This is a genomic window from Paenibacillus sp. FSL E2-0177 (assembly GCF_037992975.1).
In the GTDB taxonomy this organism is placed as follows: Bacteria; Bacillota; Bacilli; order Paenibacillales; family Paenibacillaceae; genus Paenibacillus_AQ; species Paenibacillus_AQ odorifer.
On the sequence record NZ_CP150307.1, the window covers coordinates 1,286,114 to 1,305,850 of the forward strand.

General features: G+C 46.0%; 17 protein-coding genes. 9 read left to right on the forward strand and 8 right to left on the reverse strand.

What is annotated here, in order from left to right; genetic code table 11:
- Nucleotide 1: 1 nt before the first annotated feature.
- From MHI25_RS05675 to MHI25_RS05685, 3 genes are read right to left on the reverse strand one after another with little or no spacing between them, the layout of a single operon-like run.
- Nucleotides 2–784 carry an STM4013/SEN3800 family hydrolase gene (locus MHI25_RS05675; protein ID WP_340395097.1) on the reverse strand — a complete coding sequence of 261 codons (783 nt, stop codon included), beginning with the start codon at nucleotides 782–784 and terminating at the stop codon, nucleotides 2–4.
- Complete coding sequence (locus MHI25_RS05680; protein ID WP_340395098.1) at nucleotides 784–2,073, reverse strand: STM4014 family protein; 1,290 nt, start codon at nucleotides 2,071–2,073, stop codon at nucleotides 784–786. Before MHI25_RS05680 ends, MHI25_RS05675 begins: the two co-directional genes overlap by 1 nt.
- Nucleotides 2,074–2,080: 7 nt before the next feature.
- A complete protein-coding gene (locus MHI25_RS05685) occupies nucleotides 2,081–2,926 on the reverse strand; it encodes an STM4015 family protein (RefSeq protein ID WP_076129565.1) in 846 nt (281 codons plus the stop codon).
- Nucleotides 2,927–3,095: 169 nt separating this feature from the next.
- Between MHI25_RS05685 and MHI25_RS05690 the strand changes: the two genes are divergently transcribed.
- Entirely contained in the window at nucleotides 3,096–4,571 is a 1,476-nt protein-coding gene (locus MHI25_RS05690) for an amidase family protein (RefSeq protein WP_076280532.1), read from the forward strand.
- 36 nt (nucleotides 4,572–4,607) lie between these two features.
- A complete protein-coding gene (locus MHI25_RS05695) occupies nucleotides 4,608–5,138 on the forward strand; it encodes an NUDIX domain-containing protein (RefSeq protein WP_076195176.1) in 531 nt (176 codons plus the stop codon).
- Between the two features lie 49 nt (nucleotides 5,139–5,187).
- Here the strand turns inward: MHI25_RS05695 and MHI25_RS05700 are convergent, their stop codons facing one another.
- From MHI25_RS05700 to MHI25_RS05720, 5 genes are all read right to left on the reverse strand, one after another.
- Nucleotides 5,188–6,876, reverse strand: coding sequence for an alpha-glucosidase (locus MHI25_RS05700; protein WP_340395099.1), 1,689 nt, complete (start codon nucleotides 6,874–6,876; stop codon nucleotides 5,188–5,190).
- A gap of 34 nt (nucleotides 6,877–6,910) precedes the next feature.
- A complete protein-coding gene (locus tag MHI25_RS05705; RefSeq protein WP_038574152.1) occupies nucleotides 6,911–7,729 on the reverse strand; it encodes a carbohydrate ABC transporter permease in 819 nt (272 codons plus the stop codon).
- A complete protein-coding gene (locus MHI25_RS05710) occupies nucleotides 7,729–8,595 on the reverse strand; it encodes a sugar ABC transporter permease (protein ID WP_340395100.1) in 867 nt (288 codons plus the stop codon). The genes MHI25_RS05705 and MHI25_RS05710 overlap by 1 nt, the downstream gene beginning before the upstream one ends.
- Before the next feature lie 77 nt (nucleotides 8,596–8,672).
- Nucleotides 8,673–9,938 (reverse strand): extracellular solute-binding protein, encoded by a 1,266-nt coding sequence (locus MHI25_RS05715; protein ID WP_076129561.1) that lies wholly within the window; start codon nucleotides 9,936–9,938, stop codon nucleotides 8,673–8,675.
- 155 nt (nucleotides 9,939–10,093) lie between these two features.
- Complete coding sequence (locus MHI25_RS05720) at nucleotides 10,094–11,098, reverse strand: substrate-binding domain-containing protein (protein WP_036680403.1); 1,005 nt, start codon at nucleotides 11,096–11,098, stop codon at nucleotides 10,094–10,096.
- 346 nt (nucleotides 11,099–11,444) lie between these two features.
- On the opposite strand from MHI25_RS05720, the gene MHI25_RS05725 reads away from it, so the two are divergent.
- From MHI25_RS05725 to MHI25_RS05755, 7 genes are all read left to right on the forward strand, one after another.
- Nucleotides 11,445–12,398, forward strand: coding sequence for an AraC family transcriptional regulator (locus MHI25_RS05725; protein WP_340395101.1), 954 nt, complete (start codon nucleotides 11,445–11,447; stop codon nucleotides 12,396–12,398).
- A gap of 6 nt (nucleotides 12,399–12,404) precedes the next feature.
- On the forward strand, nucleotides 12,405–13,481 hold the full coding sequence (locus tag MHI25_RS05730) for a Gfo/Idh/MocA family oxidoreductase (RefSeq protein ID WP_076195156.1): 1,077 nt from the start codon (nucleotides 12,405–12,407) through the stop codon (nucleotides 13,479–13,481).
- A gap of 51 nt (nucleotides 13,482–13,532) precedes the next feature.
- On the forward strand, nucleotides 13,533–14,264 hold the full coding sequence (locus MHI25_RS05735) for a ThuA domain-containing protein (protein ID WP_038569006.1): 732 nt from the start codon (nucleotides 13,533–13,535) through the stop codon (nucleotides 14,262–14,264).
- Entirely contained in the window at nucleotides 14,265–15,233 is a 969-nt protein-coding gene (locus MHI25_RS05740) for a sugar phosphate isomerase/epimerase (RefSeq protein ID WP_036680409.1), read from the forward strand.
- Nucleotides 15,234–15,829: 596 nt separating this feature from the next.
- Nucleotides 15,830–15,997 (forward strand): hypothetical protein, encoded by a 168-nt coding sequence (locus tag MHI25_RS05745; protein ID WP_340395102.1) that lies wholly within the window; start codon nucleotides 15,830–15,832, stop codon nucleotides 15,995–15,997.
- Nucleotides 15,998–16,538: 541 nt separating this feature from the next.
- On the forward strand, nucleotides 16,539–17,450 hold the full coding sequence (locus tag MHI25_RS05750; RefSeq protein WP_076129557.1) for a L,D-transpeptidase family protein: 912 nt from the start codon (nucleotides 16,539–16,541) through the stop codon (nucleotides 17,448–17,450).
- A gap of 378 nt (nucleotides 17,451–17,828) precedes the next feature.
- Nucleotides 17,829–19,679 carry an ABC-F family ATP-binding cassette domain-containing protein gene (locus tag MHI25_RS05755; protein WP_076307397.1) on the forward strand — a complete coding sequence of 617 codons (1,851 nt, stop codon included), beginning with the start codon at nucleotides 17,829–17,831 and terminating at the stop codon, nucleotides 19,677–19,679.
- Nucleotides 19,680–19,737 lie beyond the last annotated feature (58 nt).

The following is a 19,737-nucleotide window of genomic DNA, read 5'->3' on the forward strand; positions in this document are numbered from 1 at the left end:
ATTATAAAATAAACTCCCGATAAGGGACGTTCCATACCGTCTCGTGGGCAAGGCGATGCCCCTGATAGCCATCTTCCCCATAAGCGGTTCCATGATCTGAAAAAGCCAGGCAGAAGACAGGATTGCCGCGTTCCCGGAACGCATCGAACAACCGGCCCAGTTCACCGTCCACATAACGAAGAGCGGCGCGCTGGCTGTCTACGGAGTCTTTTTTAGCACCAGGTACAAAATAATGATTTGGTCCGTGAATGGCAGAGACGTTGAGGAACATAAACAATCTTTGCTCGCTAGGAGTATCCTTTAGCAGCTTCAAGGCATGGTTCACCTGATGCTCTGTGGAACGCGGATTGGTCACACCGAAGGTCATCCGCCAGTAGCTTTGCTGGAAATAGCTTGGCAACACACGTGCGAGTGGATTTTTTTTGGTGAAAAAAATAACACCTCCAATACAAACCGTGCGATAGCCCTCGGCAGCAAGTCCTGACATGATATCCGGCGTATCGAACAGCCATGTATGAGGATGCGTCTTCATTCCGGTATTTCGGGAATGGAACATCCGGATATGCTCAGTCTTATCCGTTGTAGCTGGAGTAGGCAAGAAGCCGCCGAAAAAAGCGTGATGGGCCGCATAAGTAAAGCTGCCGGGAGTATGTCTTTTCTCCCAGGATCCCGTTCCACACAGGTTCGGGCAGTTCGCTTCCTCCATAGTAGCTGCATCGTATCGAAGGGTATCAAGCGTGATCATTAGAATGTCATGGGTGCCAACGATAGTGTTCATATCCATTAAGAGGATCCTTCCTTTATAAGCGGTGTTGAGGGATGAGTAATATAGTCTCTGGCGGTCAATACCTTCATTTCCCATTCGTAGGTGCTGCAGCCACGGTATTTTACATCGTACAGCAAATCGCCAAAAGGATTAACATCGGCGACAAAACACTGCTGCGATCCTCCAGATATCAGCACGTCTATCCCGGCAACTCCAGAACGGGGAAATGCCGCCAGCGCTTGCAACGCGGTATTTCGTACCTGCTCCTGTATGAATTCTGATAAACCGGCTTCTGAAGGAGACATCCGCTGGCTGCGTAAATGCAGATTCGTAATTGGGGTGGAACTTACACGAGCAATTGCATGACAGGCCTCGCGGAGAACCACGAGCTGGCGGATATCGAAGGCTTTGCCGTTATGGCCGATCTTAGGGATCCATTGCTCGGCATAACCACCATGCCGATAAATCCAGTTAATAATGCCGGAGATCGTGGCGGTATCTGTGTATCGCCGCAGTTTACCGGAATTATAGTAAATGGGCGGTCGGGTGATGTAATTCTCGACCCCCACTGTAGTTAAGGCAATTTCGGCACCTGTAACGGGATGGAGCTGATAGGCGATCACCCCGGAAGCGGCAGAGCCGAAGGCTAGCTTAATGAATACCCGGTGCATTCGCCGGGAGATCATCATCTCACGGAGAGAGGCATAGTCGGTAGGCTGCTGTTCCTCGCCTAATGGACGAGGAATAGGGATGCCTGCCTCACTCAGAATCTGTTGTGCCCGCCGTTTATCGGTCATGGCCGCAATGTCAGCGGGGTCATTTAACCATAGCGAGCCTGGACAAACCTCTTTGGCTTCGCGCTGTAGTCTAGCCAGCATGCGGCAATAACCGCGGAACCATTGCGAAGGATGATGCAGGACACCCTGCATCTCCTTCAATTGATGGGCTACCTTCACACGGAGTGGGCGCGGATCAGGTCTTTCAGCGTAGGGATGCAGCGAATCGTCAACATCAACGGCATCAGGTGCGCCAAGAGCGATTAAGGCACGTTCTACTTCAAAGCTGCTGCCAGGCGATTCCAATCTCAGCAGCGGGGGAGCCGCACTGAGATCTATTCCGTTATAAACAGCCGGCTGGCTGGATAACAGCTGCTTCTGCACTTCCAGCAGATCACCTAACGATTGGCCTTGCAGAAATTCAGCGTACGATAAAATGATGGCAGGTGGCATTCCGAGATCGGAACGTGCTTGCTGAATGCCGCTAGTCCGTTTATCCCCAGGAATACCGATAACGATCATCGGCCGCATAGGGGGCTCACTCTGTGATGGAAGGATAACGCCAGTCTTCCTCATCATCGCTTTCCTGTTTGTCGCTGACATCGACAGGTAATCCACTCTGCTGCCACCGGCTGATCATCTCGTCGGACATAAAATGATGGCTTAGATTCAATGCTTTTAGTCCCTTGATTCTCTCGCTGGCAAGAAGCAATTCAGCACCTTCGTCGCTGAGGGTACCCAGAGATAGATCTAGCGTATCCAGCTGATCTAAGATAGGCGCATTTGCTACTGCACCGGCGATTTCATCTTGTATTTCGCTATTTTTTAATCCCAGATAGGTAAGTTTAGGGAACTTTCCTACTTCTATAAGAGGTAGAATATCTGCGAGGCTTCCGTCAAAGCCGTAGTTATCTACGCCAAGATATAGTTCCAGCTTGCGTAAATTCGGCAATTGGCTGGCTGCAATATTTTCAAGTACGGCTTTACTTAAGCCGCCGCTAATAATTATCAGTTCCTCCAGCTTGTCATGCTTTAGCTCTGAGAGGCTCAGCTCATTCCCGCCTTGAATCGTGAGTGATTGTAATTCTGGAAAAGCAGGGAGCAGCGGTGATAGATCGCTTTGGGTAATCCATGAAATCTCACATTCCTCATAGCCCATCTCACCAATAAAAAGCTTGCGTAAAGCCGGGAAGCTGGCGCTATGCGTAACCAGTGCCTCTACAACCTCTTCCGAGCTATTCTCGTAGGCTTGCCCCCAATCACCGATAATTAGGCTGGTCAGCGACGCACCTTCAGGGCTGCTGCTTAACTTCTCAATTGCTTCGCCAATTCTTTGACCTTCTTCGAATTCGTCGTATCCAATACTAAGCTTTACTTCCGTCATGGGTGTTCCCTCCCGGAAAAATTTAACTTCGAAAATACCCTATCATCTGTAGCCGAGGGAGTCAAATAGCTGAATATAACTATAGTTAAACTCTCCATATTATTGAGGTGAAATTTTGTGGTAGGTTTATACTAGAGGCAATTTTATTTTTTTGGAAGGAGTTATTCGTATGAAGAATAAACTTCAGGAATGGATTATTGAGACGGATATAATTAAAATGCAAGAGGCTCTGGAAGCAGGTTTAATTACCTCAGAGGATATAGTTCAAGTATATTTGGAGCGGATCCATAAATACGATATAGACATAAACTCTATTTTAGAAATAAATCCAGAGGTTATACAAATCGCGCGAGCACTCGATAAAGAACGAGCAGAAAAAGGGAGCCGCGGGAGCCTGCACGGTATTCCTATTTTATTGAAGGATAATATAGACACCGCGGATAAGATGCATACGAGTGCCGGTTCTGTAGCTTTAGCTGGATCAATTGCGGCAAAAGATTCATTTGTAGCGGCCAAGCTTCGATTGGCGGGGGCTATTTTACTTGGGAAGGCGAATATGTCGGAGTGGTCTAATTTTATGTCTAGTACAATGCCTGCGGGATATAGCTCGCGGGGCGGGCTTGTACTGAATCCGTATGGACCTGGGACGGTATTTGTCAGTGGTTCCAGCTCCGGGCCTGCGGCAGCCGTAGCAGCGAATCTGGCAGCAGCAGCGATCGGAACGGAAACCGCAGGATCTATTGTCGGTCCAGCCAGCCAACATGCTCTTGTCGGAATCAAACCTACGGTGGGATTAGTGAGCCGTTCTGGAGTCATTCCTATTTCAGTAAGCCAGGATACCCCTGGGCCTATAGCTAGAACGGTTACAGATGCGGCAATTATTTTAGGGGCGTTAACCGGAGTGGACGACAACGATTCAGCAACATTTTCAAGCGAAAAATACGCTTATACAGACTATACTTCAAGTTTAGATAAAAGCTTTATACGACAAGCAAGAATAGGTATTCCACGGCATTATTATAAGCATTTAGACGCTGAGAGGCTTGCAATTATGGAAGCAGCTATCTTGACCTTGAAGAATGAAGGGGCTACCATTATAGATCCTGTCACAGTACATGTTGAACAACAGAATTGGAATAATGATGTGATTTGTTATGAATTTAAAAAAGGGCTCAACCAGTATTTAGCACAAGTAGATGATTCCGTTCCGATTCACTCTTTGCAAGAATTGATAGCCTATAATGAAAGACATGCTGAGATTGCCTTGCAATATGGGCAAGACACCCTGACAAGATCAGAAGAAGTAACATTAACTGAAGAGGCCTATGAAGAGAAGAGACAAGAATACAAGGAATTAGCGCTTGAGCAAGGAATAGATTATGTGTTGGAACAATATAGTTTAGACGCGTTATTGCTGCCTGGTGATGTAGATGGCATGTATATTGCGGCACGCTTAGGTTATCCATTAGTTACTGTTCCGGCGGGATATGTATCTCAAGGCATTATTGATGCGGATGGGGATTCGACCAGGGGACCTTTTGGTGTTGTTTTTTCCGGAAAAGCTTATAGCGAGCCTACGCTCATAGCCTTAGCATACGGGTTTGAACAAGCTACGTATCACCGGATTCCACCTCAATTGGAGTAGAATTAGGCTAACTTAGAATAGAAGGAAGCGATCAGTTTGAAGTATTGCCTGGAATGTGGGACAGAGTTAGTAATGAAAGAAAGTGAAGGGGAAGGGCAGGTACCTTATTGTAATGCGTGTGAAATGTTCCGATTCCCTATTTTCAGCACGGCGATTAGTACAGCAGTATTAAACAGGGAGAAAAACAAGATTTTATTAATTCAGCAATATAATCGGCCAGACTACATATTACTCGCAGGATACGTGAACAAAGGTGAAGATGCGGAAACGACTCTCGTACGTGAGGTAAAAGAAGAGGTAGGACTTGATATTGTCGCTTATGAATATATGCGCAGCTTGTACTTCGCACCATCCAATACGCTAATGCTGAATTTTATAGGTGTTGCAGATTCGGAGGACTTGAGCCAGGTGAGTACTGAGGTTGATCATGCTGAATGGTTTACTTTGGAAGAAGCCGCCAGAGCGATTAAAAAGAACAGCCTAGCCGAAACCTTCTTACTGGCGATTATTGAGAAATTGAACGCGGGACAGGTACAGGTCAATCCGGTAGCTGTTGGAGGAAAGTAAAAAGGAGCCGTGAGGCTCCTTTTTATTGTTTCCATGTAGGGGGTCTAGTTTATTTAAGCTTATACACACGAGCTTCATAAGGACGAAGCTGAATTGTGTTTAGTTCTTCTTCTGGATTTACTTCGTAATTGGCAATAAGCAATGCCTTCGCTTGAAACTTCACAGTAGAAGGAAGTTCGAAGGTCGCAGGCTCTCCGAAGAAATTCAATACAACCAGTAGCTGTTCTTCACCAAGAGTACGCAGATAAGCATATACCTGTTTATTCTCCTCAGCCAGAATTGTATAATTTCCGTATACGATAATTTCATGCTGCTTGCGCAGCTCAATAAGTCTCTTATAATAGTAAAAAATAGAATCAGGATCAGCCAGCGCCTGCTCCACATTAATTTCCTTGTAATTAGGATTTACGGCTAGCCAAGGAGAGCCCGTCGTGAAGCCTGCCTGCGGCTCGGCGTTCCATTGCATCGGCGTACGGCCATTGTCCCGGCCTTTAATGTAAATGGAGTTCATGATAGCTTCTTCCGAATGTCCGGCAGCCAAGTATTCTTTATACATATTCAAGATTTCAATGTCTTTGTAATCGTTGATGGAATCAAACTGTACATTCGTCATGCCGATTTCTTCGCCTTGATAGATGTAAGGTGTGCCTTGGAGCGTGTGCAGCAGTGTTGCCAGCATCTTGGCAGACTCTTTCGGATATAACTTATCATCTCCGAAGCGGGATAACATACGCGGCTGATCGTGGTTGTTCATATACAGACTGTTCCAACCTTTACCGTCCAGCGCGATTTGCCATTTGGAAATGATGGACTTGATGTCCGCCAGCTTCCAAGGCTGCACATTCCATTTGCCTCCAGGTCCGGAATCGACGTCCATAAGCTCGAAATGGAATACCATGTTCAGCTCGTTGCGATCCTCGGAAACGTACAACGAAGCCTCCTCGGGAGTGACATTAACGGCTTCGCCCACTGTCATGATATCGTACTTGGACAGGACCTCACGGTTCATTTCCTGCATATACTCATGTACGCGTGGTCCGTTAACGAAATAGTCTCCTCCGAAGTGGTACGTAGGCTGTTCTCCGTTATTTTCTGGGGCAACGCTAGGTAATTCCGGTACTTTGGAGATCAAGTTGATTACATCCATACGGAATCCGTCAATGCCCTTGTCCAGCCACCAGGTCATCATATCGTAGACTTCCTGGCGCAGCTTAGGATTATCCCAATTCAGGTCGGGTTGCTTTCTCGAGAAGAGATGGAGGTAATATTCCTCCGACTTCTCATCGAATTCCCAAGCCGAACCGCTGAAGAAGGAACCCCAGTCGTTAGGCTTCTGTCCGTCCTGGCCCGGCCGCCAGATATAATAATCACGATAAGGATTATCCTGCGATTTGCGGGACTCCACGAACCAAGCGTGCTCATCAGAGGAGTGGTTGACCACGAGATCCATAATCAGCTTCATGCCACGGCTGTGAAGTCCAGCTAGCAGTTCCTCCCAATCAGAGAGTGTTCCGAAATCATCCATAATACTTTGATAGTTACTGATATCATAGCCGTTATCGTCGTTTGGCGACTCGTATACCGGGCATAACCAGACTACGTCGACGCCAAGCTGATTTAAATAATCGAGTTTCGAGATAATGCCCTGCAGATCACCGATGCCGTCCCCGTTACTGTCTTTGAAGCTGCGGGGGTAGATTTGATAAACTACGCTTTCTTTCCACCATTTCTTATCCATGTATAACTCTCCTATCTCTCTATATAAATCTTAGTTATTTAATGGACCCTGATGTTAGTCCACTGATTATCCATTTTTGCGCGAACAAATAAACCACGAGCATCGGGGATAAAGCAAGCAGATACGAAGCAAAGGCTAAGTTGAAATCTGTGCTGAATTGACCTTGGAAGACATACTGTACAAGCGGAAGTGTGTATGAATCCTGATCACCGAGCAGAATCAGCGGCAGCATAAAGTCATTCCAAGTCGACAGACAGGAGAGGATACCAATTGTTGCACTGACCGGAGCAAGAAGTGGGAAAATAATCTTCCAGAACGTTCCGAATGTCGTCGCACCATCTACTGTGGCAGCTTCCTCTAGCTCATAAGGAATAGAGCGGATATAGCCAGTGTATACAAACACGTTAAAAGCCAAGCCATAAACAATGTATAGAATAATAAGACCCAGAATGTTGTTCATATGCAGATCCGTTGTCACTTTGACCACAGGCAGCATAATAATCTGGAAAGGAATAAACATTGCGCTGATAAAATAAAAGTAGAGCGCTTTGAAGAATTTTCGGTTCATATTGCGGGCAATCGCGTAGGCTACCATGGAGTTGGTAAGCAAGATGAACACTACTGATGTTATTGTGATCGTGGCGCTATTTCCTAAGGCGTTGAAGAAATTGGTTGCCTTAATGGCATTGGCGAAGTTCTCAAAATGCAGGCCAGTCGGCAGTGAAAAGATGGATTGAGCCATTTCCTCTGGATTCTTTAGCGCGATAGCAATAGTCATGTACAGCGGAAAAAGGATCAGTAGTGAGCCTAGCGCGATAAGAATCGTTGCAGGCCAGTTGCTTGATTTTTTGATCATAAGTCCATCTCCCGTTTCTGCAGAAATTTAAGCTGAAGGGCGGAGATCACAACGATCACGATAAAATAAATCACGGCGTTCGCCGATTGATAGGCAAATTCTCCGCCTTGGAAGCCGCCTGTATAGATTAAGTGGGCAATGGATTGTGTTGAACGTCCAGGTCCCCCACCTGTCAAGGCTACGATTTGGTCGAATACCATTAAGCCGCCCTTCATCGCCAGCACCATGTTGATCGTGAAGAAGGAAGCAAGCATTGGAAAAGTAATGCTCCAGAATTCTCTCCAGCGGCTAGCGCCGTCCAGATTGGAGGCTTCGTAAAGATCTTGCGGAATGGTCTGTAGACCTGCCAGATAGAGAATCGTGTTATAAGCAATTCCCTGCCAAACGGCTACAATGACGATACCGATCCAGGCCCAATTGGAGTTGCCGAGAATGTTCTGCGAAAGGAATTCGCTGCCAAGCTTCTCGCCCCAGATAGGGAATACATTTGCGAACAAATAGTTGAAAATAAAGCCGACAATCAGCACGCTGAGGATATTTGGCAGGAAATATACACCGCGGAAAAAGTTTTTGGCTTTAATCTTGGCGTTAAGCCCAAGCGCAATCAACAAACTGATGATGTTGATGAGAATAGTCGTTAAGATGGCATATTTAAAAGTGAACACATATGAATTCAGCACATTTTCGTCTTGAAAAATGTTAATGAAGTTCTTAAATCCTACGTAATCAAAGCTGTCACTGAAGCCGTCCCAGTTAGTGAACGAATAATAAATACCCTGCAGTGCAGGAAAGGTGTGAAAGGCAAAGAAAAGAAGCAATGCCGGTATAGTCATTAGATAAAAGGCGACTCGGCGTTTGGCCATCATGTAATCCTCCTTGGAAAAGAGAAAGAGAAGGGGGAGTCCCGTTCTCTTTCTCGGCTCTTATTTGTCAGGTCTCGTTATTTCCGGTCAGCTACCTTATCCCATTCTTTATCAAGCTGTTTCAGGTACGCATCAACATCTTTCTTTTGCAGGAAGGCTTGATTGATGGTATCCACTTTCATTGCACTTGGGATGTAGTGGTCCGCAAAGTCGGCCAAGTTACCTGAGGTAAATGCTGCTTTGAAGCCGTCCATTGTTGGATCATCTTGTGTTACACCTTGCACAGCTGGGAATGCTTTTTGCTCGTTAATGTAGAGGCTGACATTCTCAGGCTGGAGCAGGAATTCAACGAATTTTTTAGCTTCTTCTTTATGTTTAGTGCTCTTAGAGATAGTCAACAATGTGTCTACGCCAGAAATGACCTTATTGTTAGCAGCATCATTTGTCGCTGGGAAAGGGAATACACCAAGCTCAATGGATGGATTAGCCTTCACGATTTCTGGAATCGCCCATACCCCTTGCAGATACATTGCAGATTCACCTTTAGCGAAAGCTGTGTTGCCGTCATTGTAGCCTTTTCCAAAAATATCTTTTTGACCGAACTCCGTCAGCTTAAGCAGCTTTTCAGCAATTTCGGTGAAGCTGTCTGCGAAAGTCACAGTACCTTCAGTACGTTGCTTGAAGAAATCATTGCCTTTAATGATTGTAGAGAGGGAGTTGAACGGCGTAAGGGTTGTCCAGGAATCCTTAAGTGTCAGGTAAAAAGCATTTTTACCGCTGTCCTTGAACTTTTGAGCGACGGCAATGAACTCATCCCAAGTGGTTGGCACGGTAACGCCGGCTTCAGTGAACATCGCTTTATTGTAAATGACACCACTTGCGTTCGAAGAGAATGGAAGACCATTCAGCTCGCTCGAACCCGTCAGGTCTTTCAGCATTTGAACATAAGCAGGCTGGATATTTTCAGCAAGTGGATCACTTGAGAAGTCTTCAAACAGACCACTTCCGGATAATGTTTTGTAGGTGTCAGTGGCACCGATACCGACCACGTCAGGGATGTCTTTTTTAGCTGCACGAGTCTTCAGCACTGTTTCGGCATCCGGTGGGTTCACTTGAGTGACTACGATGTTCGGATTGGCTTCATTAAATTTCGCAACCAGCTTGTCGAAGGTGGCTTTGGCTTCGGTCTTATTTTGGAAAAACTCGATTTTTACCTTGTCACCGGAGGAGTTCCCGCCGCTAGATGTGTTGTCAGCCGCATTGTTACCACTATTGCTACCGCAGGCGCTAAGCACGGACATAGCCAGTAGACTAACCATTACGGGTTTAATTGTTTTTTTCATGATAAATCCTCCTAATAATGTGTTGGTATTATGGTGAATTTGATAAGAGTAAACGTTTACGTTGACGGCAAACTTAAATGATGTTCGTGTTCTTCTAAGCGATGGGTATGCAATAAAGTGAACAGTAAACGTTTACGTAATATTGATAAAAAGACTTAGGTAAGCGATCTTACCGTTTGTCTTTCCACAATTGTGTGATCGACAATCTGGCTGTTGACAGACTCGCCTGTTTCAATCATCTGAATGAGCTTCTCCACGGCGATCTTTCCAATATCGTACAGCGGTTGGCGTACTGTTGTTAAAGGCGGAATAACCATTTTGGCTAATCCAAGATCGTCATATCCCATAATGGAGATATCCTCGGGCACGCTTAGACCATTTTTGATAACGGTGGAGAGGGCACCAATCGCCATTTCATCACTAGCAGCAAAAACGGCAGTCACATCAGGCGCTTGCTCCAAAAGAGTCTCCATAGCTATACTTCCGCTCTCATACAAAAAATCTCCGTAAGCAAGATAGCGGCTGTCAAAAGGAATACCATTTGCTTCAAGCGCATGCTTATAACCTTCTGCTCTTGGCGCACCAGCGATAAGATCGCTAGGGTTTCCACTAATCATGGCTATTTTGCGGTGACCTTTTGAAATTAAGTAGAGGATAGCGTCAAAAGCTGCTCGATAATCATCTACTTTCACATAAGGGACCTTGGCGAATTCTGTTTGGGAAGAGACCAATACAACGGGGATCCTCATGGTTTCGAGCACATCGTAATATTCTTTCTTAAGGACTTCACTAGAAAAAATAATGCCATCAACCTGTTTCTCTCTCAGGAGCTGTAAGTACTTCAACGTTCTTTTACCGTCCTGATCGGTATTGCATACCATCACACTGTAGTTCCGGTCATTGGCCAATTCTTCAATACCTTTGAGCAGATCGGAAGAGAAAGCACCAGAAACACTAGGGAACATAACACCAATGGTTTGTGTACGCTTATTGATTAGACCCCGGGCAATCGCATTGGGTTGATAACCAATTTCTTTGATCGCCTCATTTACCTTTTGTTTCGTTTTGTCCGAATACCCACTTAAATTGTTTAGCACGCGAGAGACTGTGGCAATGGAAACGTTCGCTTTCTGTGCAACATCTTTAATCGTTGGGTTCATTCCTATGAGCTCCTTAAACTACGGTTATCCTTGAATTAAACGCTTACGCTGATGAGAGTAAGTTATGAAAGAAGAGAACGTAAACGCTTACCCCGAATATAAATGCTGGTAGGCGCTTTTGTCAACTGTACTTAAAAAATAAAAAAATGATCAAAACTACGCAAGAGCAGTAATCTTTTAATAGGAATGAAACCAATGTATATACCAAAAATTTACTTAGAAATATCGGAATTGACAAAAGAATATTGGAGGTCTAACATTTAGAGAGTAAACGCTTACGTAAAATTTTTAAATATGGCATGCAAGCCCTGGTTATAATGATTTACTCGGATAAGGAGTTGCATTTATGAATATTTATCTCGAGATTCCGGATGTGGATAAGCACTTTCCTTACCGCAGTTTACTCTGCAATGGTGATACGTTGTGTTATCCGCATTGGCATAAAGAAATTGAAATTATCTATGTTACCAAAGGAAGCCTGAATCTGGGAATTAACGATACCCCTATTCACATGGAGCAGGGCGAAGTCCAGTTTATCAATGGTGGGGATGTGCATTATTTTCTCTCTTCACCTGAGAGCGAACGGGTAGTGATTCAATTTGACCTGAATTTGTTTCAAGAAGTAGCCGCTTTGAACGGTAATGACTACTCACTTCGTGAGGTCTTTACGCTTATGGAGTATTCCAGTTCTAGATGGCCCGTGGAAACTGCCGCGAAGGTCAAAGGGCTGATTGAGAGTATTTACGAGGAAGATGTACAGCGAAGAGAAGGATATGTTTTTCTAATCAAGGCTAGATTGTTTGAACTGCTGACCGTTATTCTACGGGAGGTACCGAAGAGTCCGATCAAGAAACAGCCTAAGTTCTCGGAAGATACACTGAATCAATCCAGAGAAACACTGGAGAGATTAGAGCGGATTTTTATCTATGTGGAGCAGCATTACCAGGAGGCTATTACGCTGAATGAGGTAGCTAATTATATGGGGTTTAGTCCTTATTATTTTACCAAATTGTTCAAGAAAAACACGGGCATGACCTTTATCGCGTTCTTAAACGAATACCGGCTTAACAAAGCCAAATGGATCTTGATCAATGAAGATCTGCCGATGTCTGCCGTGGCGGAAGCAGCCGGGTTTGGCAGCGTGAAGACCTTCCATCATTTTTTCAAGGAAGCGACGGGAATATCACCGCTGAAATACCACAAGACAATATTCGGGAATAATACAGCAAGATTGCAGGAAGAAAGCCCTTCCTCAGCTTTGTATGATAGAGATATCAAAACAGGAATAAGTGGAGGTTAGACCAGAATGACTTTAACAGTAGGAATTATCGGCTGCGGAGGTATTGCGAACGGCAAGCACATGCCCGCGTTAAAAAAAGTAGAAGGTGCGCGTATGGTTGCTTTTTGTGATATCGTCGCTGAACGTGCCGAGAAGGCAAAAGCGGAGTTTGGAGATGAGCAGTCCGTAGTTTACACAGATTATAAAGAGCTTCTTAACGATGCAAGTATAGATGTGATACATGTATGTACGCCGAATATTTCCCATGCGGAGATTTCCATTGCGGCTATGGAAGCAGGCAAACACGTAATGTGTGAGAAGCCGATGGCTAAAACCACGGCAGAAGCACAAGCGATGATCGAGGCCTCAGAGCGAACTGGGAAAAAGCTGACCATCGGTTATCAGAACCGTTTCAGACCAGATTCAGCTTATCTGCATGCGGTATGTGAGAATAATGAGCTTGGTGAGATCTATTACGCCAGAGCTAAGGCTATCCGTCGTCGCGCGGTCCCAACTTGGGGTGTGTTTTTGGATGAAGAAGCGCAAGGCGGCGGTCCGTTGATTGATATCGGCACCCATGCGCTCGATTTGACCCTGTGGATGATGGATAATTACAAACCTAAATATGTCGTGGGCAACGCTTATCATAAGCTGTCCGGTCGTAAAAATGCTGCGAATGCTTGGGGCCCGTGGGATCCTGAGAAGTTTACAGTTGAGGATTCCGCCATTGGATTCATCACTATGGAGAATGGGGCTACCATCATCTTAGAGGCAAGCTGGGCACTGAATACACTCGATGTCGGTGAGGCCAAAACGGTACTTTGTGGGACTGAAGGCGGAGCAGATATGGAGAAGGGTCTGCGCATTAACGGAGAAGCCTACGGTAAAACCTTTGAAAAGCATATCGGTCTGGATGCCGGTGGCGTCGACTTTTATGATGGTGCAGGAGATGATCCTGCGGTGATAGAGGCAGCTCAGTGGATTGACAGCATTGTAAATGACACCGAGCCTGTAGTGAAGCCGGAGCAGGCGTTGGTTGTGACTCGCATCTTGGAGGCTATTTATAAATCCTCTGAAACTGGTATGCCTGTGTTTTTTGAATAATCAAGCAAATTCGATGGTCATAGATAAATATGAACTAGGAGCGTGTCTCAAGTGACAAGAGTAACCGTATGGAATGAATTCCGTCATGAACGTCAGGAAGAAAGAATTCTTAAGGTCTATCCGCAAGGTATTCATGGACAACTGGCAAGTTTTCTGCAAGAGGCAGGACTGGACACTCAGACAGCTACGCTGGATGAACCAGAGCACGGACTGACGCAAGAGGTATTGGATAACACGGATGTACTGATCTGGTGGGGACATATCGCCCATCATGAAGTAAGTGATGAGATTGTAAATCGTGTACATGCGCGAGTGCTGCAAGGTATGGGACTTGTAGTGCTTCATTCGGGCCATATGTCCAAAATCTTTATGAAATTAATGGGCACCAGCTGCGATCTGAAATGGCGTGAAGCTGAGGAGAAGGAGCGTCTGTGGGTCATGGACCCAAGTCACCCGATTGCTGAGGGCATTGGTGAATACATCGACTTGGAGCAAGAGGAAATGTACGGTGCGCATTTTGATGTGCCAGCACCAGAGAGTCTTGTATTTGTCGGCTGGTTCGAAGGCGGCAACGTCTTCCCAAGCGGATCGACCTACCGTAGAGGCAGCGGGAAGATCTTTTATTTCCAGCCTGGTCATGAATCTTATCCAACTTATTACAACAAGGATATTCAAAAAGTTATCATCAATGGCGTGAACTGGTGTGCACCAACGAAACGTGACTATCCGGTTTACGGACATTCTGAAGCCTTAGAGCCTATCAAAGAAAAGGTGGTCGTATAAATGAAATTAGGCGTATTTGATCCTGTATTTGGAAGCTTGAGTCTTGACGAGATGTTAGATAAAATCGCCGCCGCAGGTTTGAATGCGGTAGAAATCGGCTCGGGCGGTAATCCCGGCAATGCTCACTGTCCGACAGATGAGCTGCTTGCGAGCGAGTCAGCACGACAAGAATATTTGGAAAAGTTCACGAAACGTGGCATTATGATCAGTGCCTTCAGTTGCCATAATAACCCGATTTCACCAGATAAAGAAGAAGCCCGCGCCGGGGATGAAATTCTCCGTAAATCGATCAAGCTGGCTTCACTCATGGGTGTTAAGGTCGTGAACACTTTTTCGGGAACGGCTGGGGACAGCGATGAGGCAAAAGCACCGAACTGGCCAGTCACACCTTGGCCTACCGTGTACAGCGACATCAAAACCTGGCAGTGGGAACATAAGCTGATTCCTTACTGGAAGGAAATCGGCAAGCTGGCCGAGGAGCATGGCGTTAAGATCGGTATCGAGCTGCATGGCGGCTTTCTGTGCCATACCCCTTATACGATTTTGAAGCTTAGAGAAGCAACCTGCGATGCTATCGGAGCTAATCTGGATCCGAGCCATCTGTGGTGGCAAGGCATTGATCCTGTAGGTGCCATTAAGATTCTCGGTAAAGCTGGCGCGATTCACCATTTCCATGCCAAGGATACTTACTTGGATCAGGACAACATCAATATGTATGGTCTGACCGATATGCAACCTTATGGCGATGTGCAGACCCGCGCATGGACCTTCCGCTCCGTTGGTTGCGGCCACAGCATATCTGAGTGGTCAGATATCATGAGCGCGCTGCGCACTTACGGTTATGATTATGTGGTGAGCATCGAGCATGAAGACCCTCTTATGACGGTTGACGAAGGCTTCCAACGTGCAGTAACCAATTTGCAATCCATTCTTATTCATGACCAGCCTCAGGGTATGTGGTGGGTGTAAGGTCGAATTAGAAAGCCTTGATTCTCTATTTAGAGAATCAAGGCTTTTTTTTGCGTGTAATGGGGATGTAGGGAGAGCGGGAGAACGGGAGAACAGGAGAACGGGAGAGCGGGAGAACGGGAGAACGGGAGAACGGGAGGGGAGAACGGAAGAGCGGAAGAGCGGAAGGAAGAACGGAAGGGAGTAGAAACGAGCTGACAAAGAGATAGGGAGGAGGTAGGGAGGAGGTAGGGAGGAGGTAGGGACGAGTAGTAGCTAATAAGAAACGAACTAGAAACTAACCAGAAATGTACTGGAAACAAACTAGAAACCAACCTGAAACTAACTGGTTTGCCAAAGGACTCAGATGCAGCTATTCGCGAGTTTTAGACCTTTTTGAGCAAGTTTCGGACCCGAGAGACCTTATTGGTCCTGAAAAGCAAGAAATTCGAGGGTATTTGAGCAAATAACTGCGCTGGAGTCCGATAGCATCCCAAAACAGCGCAATAGTTGCAAATAGGGTCTCTGGAGTCCGCAACTTATGCGCTTATGCGCTAGCTGATCTTCGATGGTAAAACCGTAGTTAGTTTGGGGCTGGTGCGTTGAGCTTCGGGAGAATGAGATACGGGCAAATGTGCAGCGCAGTTAGTTTGGGGCTGGAGCGTCAGGAGCGTGGTGGAGTTGTAGTGGAGATGTGGTGGAGATGTGGTGGAGATGTGGTGGAGATGTGGTGGAGATGTGGTGGAGATGTGGGGAGTTGTAGTGGAGATTTGGTGGAGTTGTAGTGGAGATATAGTGGAGATGTGGTAGGTAACTGTGCTAACGGTAACGGGCAAATGAGCGGACGCAGTAATGAACGCAGTAATGAACGCAGTAATGTATGAGACGTAGGGCGGAAATGTATGAGACGTAGGGCAGAAATGTTAGAGACATAGGAAAGAGCAAGGTAGAACTGTGCTAACGGACTCAGATGCAGCTATTCGCGTGTTTTAGGCCTTTTTGAGCAAGTTTCGGACCCGAGAGACCTTATTGGTCCTGAAAAGCAAGAAATTCGAGGGTATTTGAGCAAATAACTGCGCTGGAGTCCGATAACATCCCAAAACAGCGCAATAGTTGCAAATAGGGTCTCTGGAGTCCGCAACTTATGTGTTTATGCGTATGCTGATCTTTGCGTATCTAAAGATCGGCTTTTTGTCATGCATTCACTGGTTACAGTATTGCAATCTCTGCGTCAAGCGGGAGTGGACGAGTTGAAAAGAATAGGTACAGGCTGGTACGCAACATATTTGAAATGATTTCGTCTTTATATAACGGAGGTGGAGCAAGATGAATTTATGCTTTTCGGGAGGCCGGTTTCAAACTTTTTTACAGCGGAACATTAAACTGATGCTTGTATTTGGACTTTTGTTCGCTGCTTGCTTTACAGGAGTTGGAAGGGTGGAAGCTGCTGGCTCAGATCTGATCATCGTGAACAAAAAAACAAACAAACTCGCGTATTTCAGTGACGGCAAGCTGGTGAAGACTTTTCCGGTTGCCACAGGGAAGTCGAAGGAACTGACGCCAGAAGGTAGCTTCAAAATGGTGGTTAAAGTAAAAAACAGACCCTACTACAAAGAGAAAATTCCCGGTGGGGATCCGGCCAATCCGCTTGGCGACCGCTGGCTGGGGCTGGAAGTGAACGGTACCTATGGCACGACGTATGCGATTCACGGCAATAATAATGAGTCATCGATAGGGAAGTATGTTAGCGCCGGTTGTATTCGAATGCATAATGATGATATTCATTGGCTGTATCCAAAAGTAGCCAAGAATACTCGAGTTATCATTACAACGAGCACACTGGCTATGGAGAATATTGCAACTAAAAACGGGTACTCTGTGGGAAGTAATAAGTTTGCGGGGACTTTTGAGATCAATGGGACGACAACAAAGCTGAAGGATCCTTTTATATTGGAAAATTCCCGTGTGTTTGTTCCGCTGAGAGAATCCGTGGCCTTACTGGGTGGTACTTTGCAGAGTGAAGCGGGGACAGGAGCACTGATAATTACGATCGGCAATCGTACGGTGACACATAAGCCATTATCCAATAAGGCTATTGTGAATGGGAAATCCATTACGATTTTACCGTCACGCAATGAAAATAACCGATTACTAATTCCGCTGAGTATCCTGCCTGATTTATTTGCTGTTCAGGTGCAGTGGAATGCGCAGACTCAGGTGGTAAAGATTAAGTTATAATTGTTCTTGACCTTTTATTTCTGATTTAAATTGTTATATACTGTACTTATTCTAAAATACGGACAATTACGGAGGGCCACCGACTGATGAATAACTAACACGTTTCCTGAAACAGACCATAAAGTTTGTGAAGTGCATATGCACAAGTCACGGAGCACCCGCGCAGGGTGATAACGGTCAGGGATACGTGTGTCGGTCGGGGGTCTTACGATGTTTTTATATGGATAGTTCTATCTATTGTGTTGGTTTACTCTGCATCCAGCAGGTGAATACGGCCGTAGTCTATCCATGTCTGGGCACATTCCCCCTTCATACGCTATTCGACCGCAGACCGTTGGCTGCGGTTTTTTATTTGCAATGAAATCGGAGGAATGAAAGATGACTATAATTAAAGTGAAGAGTTTACGTAAGGAATGGAATGGGATCCCTTTATTTAAGGAGGTATCCTTTGAGATAGCAGAGGGAGAGCGCGTGCTTTTATTCGGACGAAACGGGATTGGCAAAACCACACTGCTTAAGGGGCTGATCGGTCGGCTTACTTTTGAAGAGGGAAGTATCTATCATGGTTTGCCATCTGAAGAATGGGGTGTGCTCGATCAACAGCTTGAGGTACCGGGGGAAGTAACCGCATTGGACTACGTTCTTTCAGGGTCAGCACAGCTGCCTGAATTAAAACGCCAGCTGGAAGCCCTCAGTCAGAGACTGCAGGAGCAGAAAGCTGATAACGAAGCTGAATTGGCTGAATATGCAGAGGTGTACGATCGTTACTTGCAGCTTGATGGATATGGCTGGGAGGTCAAAGCGGAAAAAAGTCTAAAGCAGCTCAAGCTTGAACATGCAGTCTGGGATTTGCCATACGCCTCACTTAGTGGAGGGCAAAAGACACGGGTGCAATTAGCAGCATTATTAGCCCGGCAGCCCAAGCTATTGATTCTGGATGAACCGACCAATCACATAGATGGAGAAACGATGGAGTGGTTGGAGCATTGGGTGTGCACCTACCCTGGAACCGTGTTTTATGTATCACATGATCGTACATTTATTGATCGAACTGCGACGTCTGTGCTGGAGCTTAGTCCGGAGGGATGCCGGCGTTATTCGGGTGGATATACACAATACCGGGAGCAGAAGACTATAGAGCTGAGAACATTGGAGGGACAGTATAAAAAGCAGGAGCAAGAAAAGGAGAAGCTGCTGGAGAGCATTAGGCGGTATGCAGAATGGTTCCAGCAAGCGCATCGTGCTGCCGGACAAAATGATTTTCTGCGTTCGAAATCCAAGAAAAATGTGTCTCGTTTCCATGCCAAGGAAGCTGCACTGGAACGGTTAAATAAGAACCGTGTAGAATTGCCCCGTGAGACTGGCAAGCTGAAGATGAAGCTGGAAAGCGAAGAGTTTCTGGCAGATTCTTTACTGACACTCCGTGAGATAGAGTTTGCCTATGAGGGGAGTGCGCCTTTTCTTAGGGATTTCAGTTTGTCGCTAAACCGGGGAGACCGACTGTCTATTCTGGGTCCTAATGGTGTTGGAAAGTCTACGCTGTTGAAATTGATTGCAGGGATCAATAAGCCTACAAAAGGTGAAGTGCGGCTGCATCCACGGACGACAATCGGTTATTTTGCACAAGAGCTAGATAACTTAGAAATGAACTCTACGATTCTGGATAGCTTGCTTGAACTGCCGGGAATGACCCAGACGGAGGCGCGGACGATTCTGGGTTGCTTTTTATTTACGCGGGACGATGTATTTAAACGGATTGGGGATTTGAGTCTGGGGGAGAAATGCCGTGTGGCTTTCCTCAAGTTGTATTTTGGAAAAGCAAATCTATTGGTCTTAGATGAACCCACTAATTATCTGGACATTGATACTAGGGAACGAGTAGAAGAGGCACTTATGGTGTATCCCGGCGGGTTAGTAATGGTCTCGCATGACCGTTATCTTCACTCTAAAGTGGCTAATCGCTTGGTGATATTAGAGCCGTCTCAGGCACCAAAGTTTTTTCAAGGAACGTATGCTGAATACTTCGCAAAAGACAGAACCCGTCTGCTTACTGGTATAGAACAGGCTCGGGAGGATGACCTTGCCCTCCTGCAGCTGCGTCTGAATCAGCTGATTCAGAGTAGCAGTGTGGATTCTGAGGCGGAGAATGCAGCGCTAGTGGCGGAAATCGTTAATTTGCAGCGACAAATACAGGAACTAAGGGGCGAGGGGAAACCCTTATCCTCCTAAGCTGATAAAAAACACAACCTTGCTCAGGATAAATTTATCTTGGGCAGGTTGTGTTTTT

Excerpts from the sequence above, each read along its gene's own strand:
- MHI25_RS05730 (WP_076195156.1), top strand. The coding sequence starts at position 12,405 with ATGACTTTAACAGTAGGAATTATCGGCTGCGGAGGTATTGCGAACGGC.
- MHI25_RS05700 (WP_340395099.1), bottom strand. The coding sequence starts at position 6,876 with ATGGATAAGAAATGGTGGAAAGAAAGCGTAGTTTATCAAATCTACCCC.
- MHI25_RS05690 (WP_076280532.1), top strand. The coding sequence starts at position 3,096 with ATGAAGAATAAACTTCAGGAATGGATTATTGAGACGGATATAATTAAA.
- MHI25_RS05745 (WP_340395102.1), top strand. The coding sequence starts at position 15,830 with ATGAGATACGGGCAAATGTGCAGCGCAGTTAGTTTGGGGCTGGAGCGT.
- MHI25_RS05750 (WP_076129557.1), top strand. The coding sequence starts at position 16,539 with ATGAATTTATGCTTTTCGGGAGGCCGGTTTCAAACTTTTTTACAGCGG.
- MHI25_RS05740 (WP_036680409.1), top strand. The coding sequence starts at position 14,265 with ATGAAATTAGGCGTATTTGATCCTGTATTTGGAAGCTTGAGTCTTGAC.
- MHI25_RS05715 (WP_076129561.1), bottom strand. The coding sequence starts at position 9,938 with ATGAAAAAAACAATTAAACCCGTAATGGTTAGTCTACTGGCTATGTCC.
- MHI25_RS05720 (WP_036680403.1), bottom strand. The coding sequence starts at position 11,098 with ATGAACCCAACGATTAAAGATGTTGCACAGAAAGCGAACGTTTCCATT.
- MHI25_RS05710 (WP_340395100.1), bottom strand. The coding sequence starts at position 8,595 with ATGGCCAAACGCCGAGTCGCCTTTTATCTAATGACTATACCGGCATTG.
- MHI25_RS05685 (WP_076129565.1), bottom strand. The coding sequence starts at position 2,926 with ATGACGGAAGTAAAGCTTAGTATTGGATACGACGAATTCGAAGAAGGT.
- MHI25_RS05675 (WP_340395097.1), bottom strand. The coding sequence starts at position 784 with ATGGATATGAACACTATCGTTGGCACCCATGACATTCTAATGATCACG.
- MHI25_RS05725 (WP_340395101.1), top strand. The coding sequence starts at position 11,445 with ATGAATATTTATCTCGAGATTCCGGATGTGGATAAGCACTTTCCTTAC.
- MHI25_RS05680 (WP_340395098.1), bottom strand. The coding sequence starts at position 2,073 with ATGCGGCCGATGATCGTTATCGGTATTCCTGGGGATAAACGGACTAGC.
- MHI25_RS05755 (WP_076307397.1), top strand. The coding sequence starts at position 17,829 with ATGACTATAATTAAAGTGAAGAGTTTACGTAAGGAATGGAATGGGATC.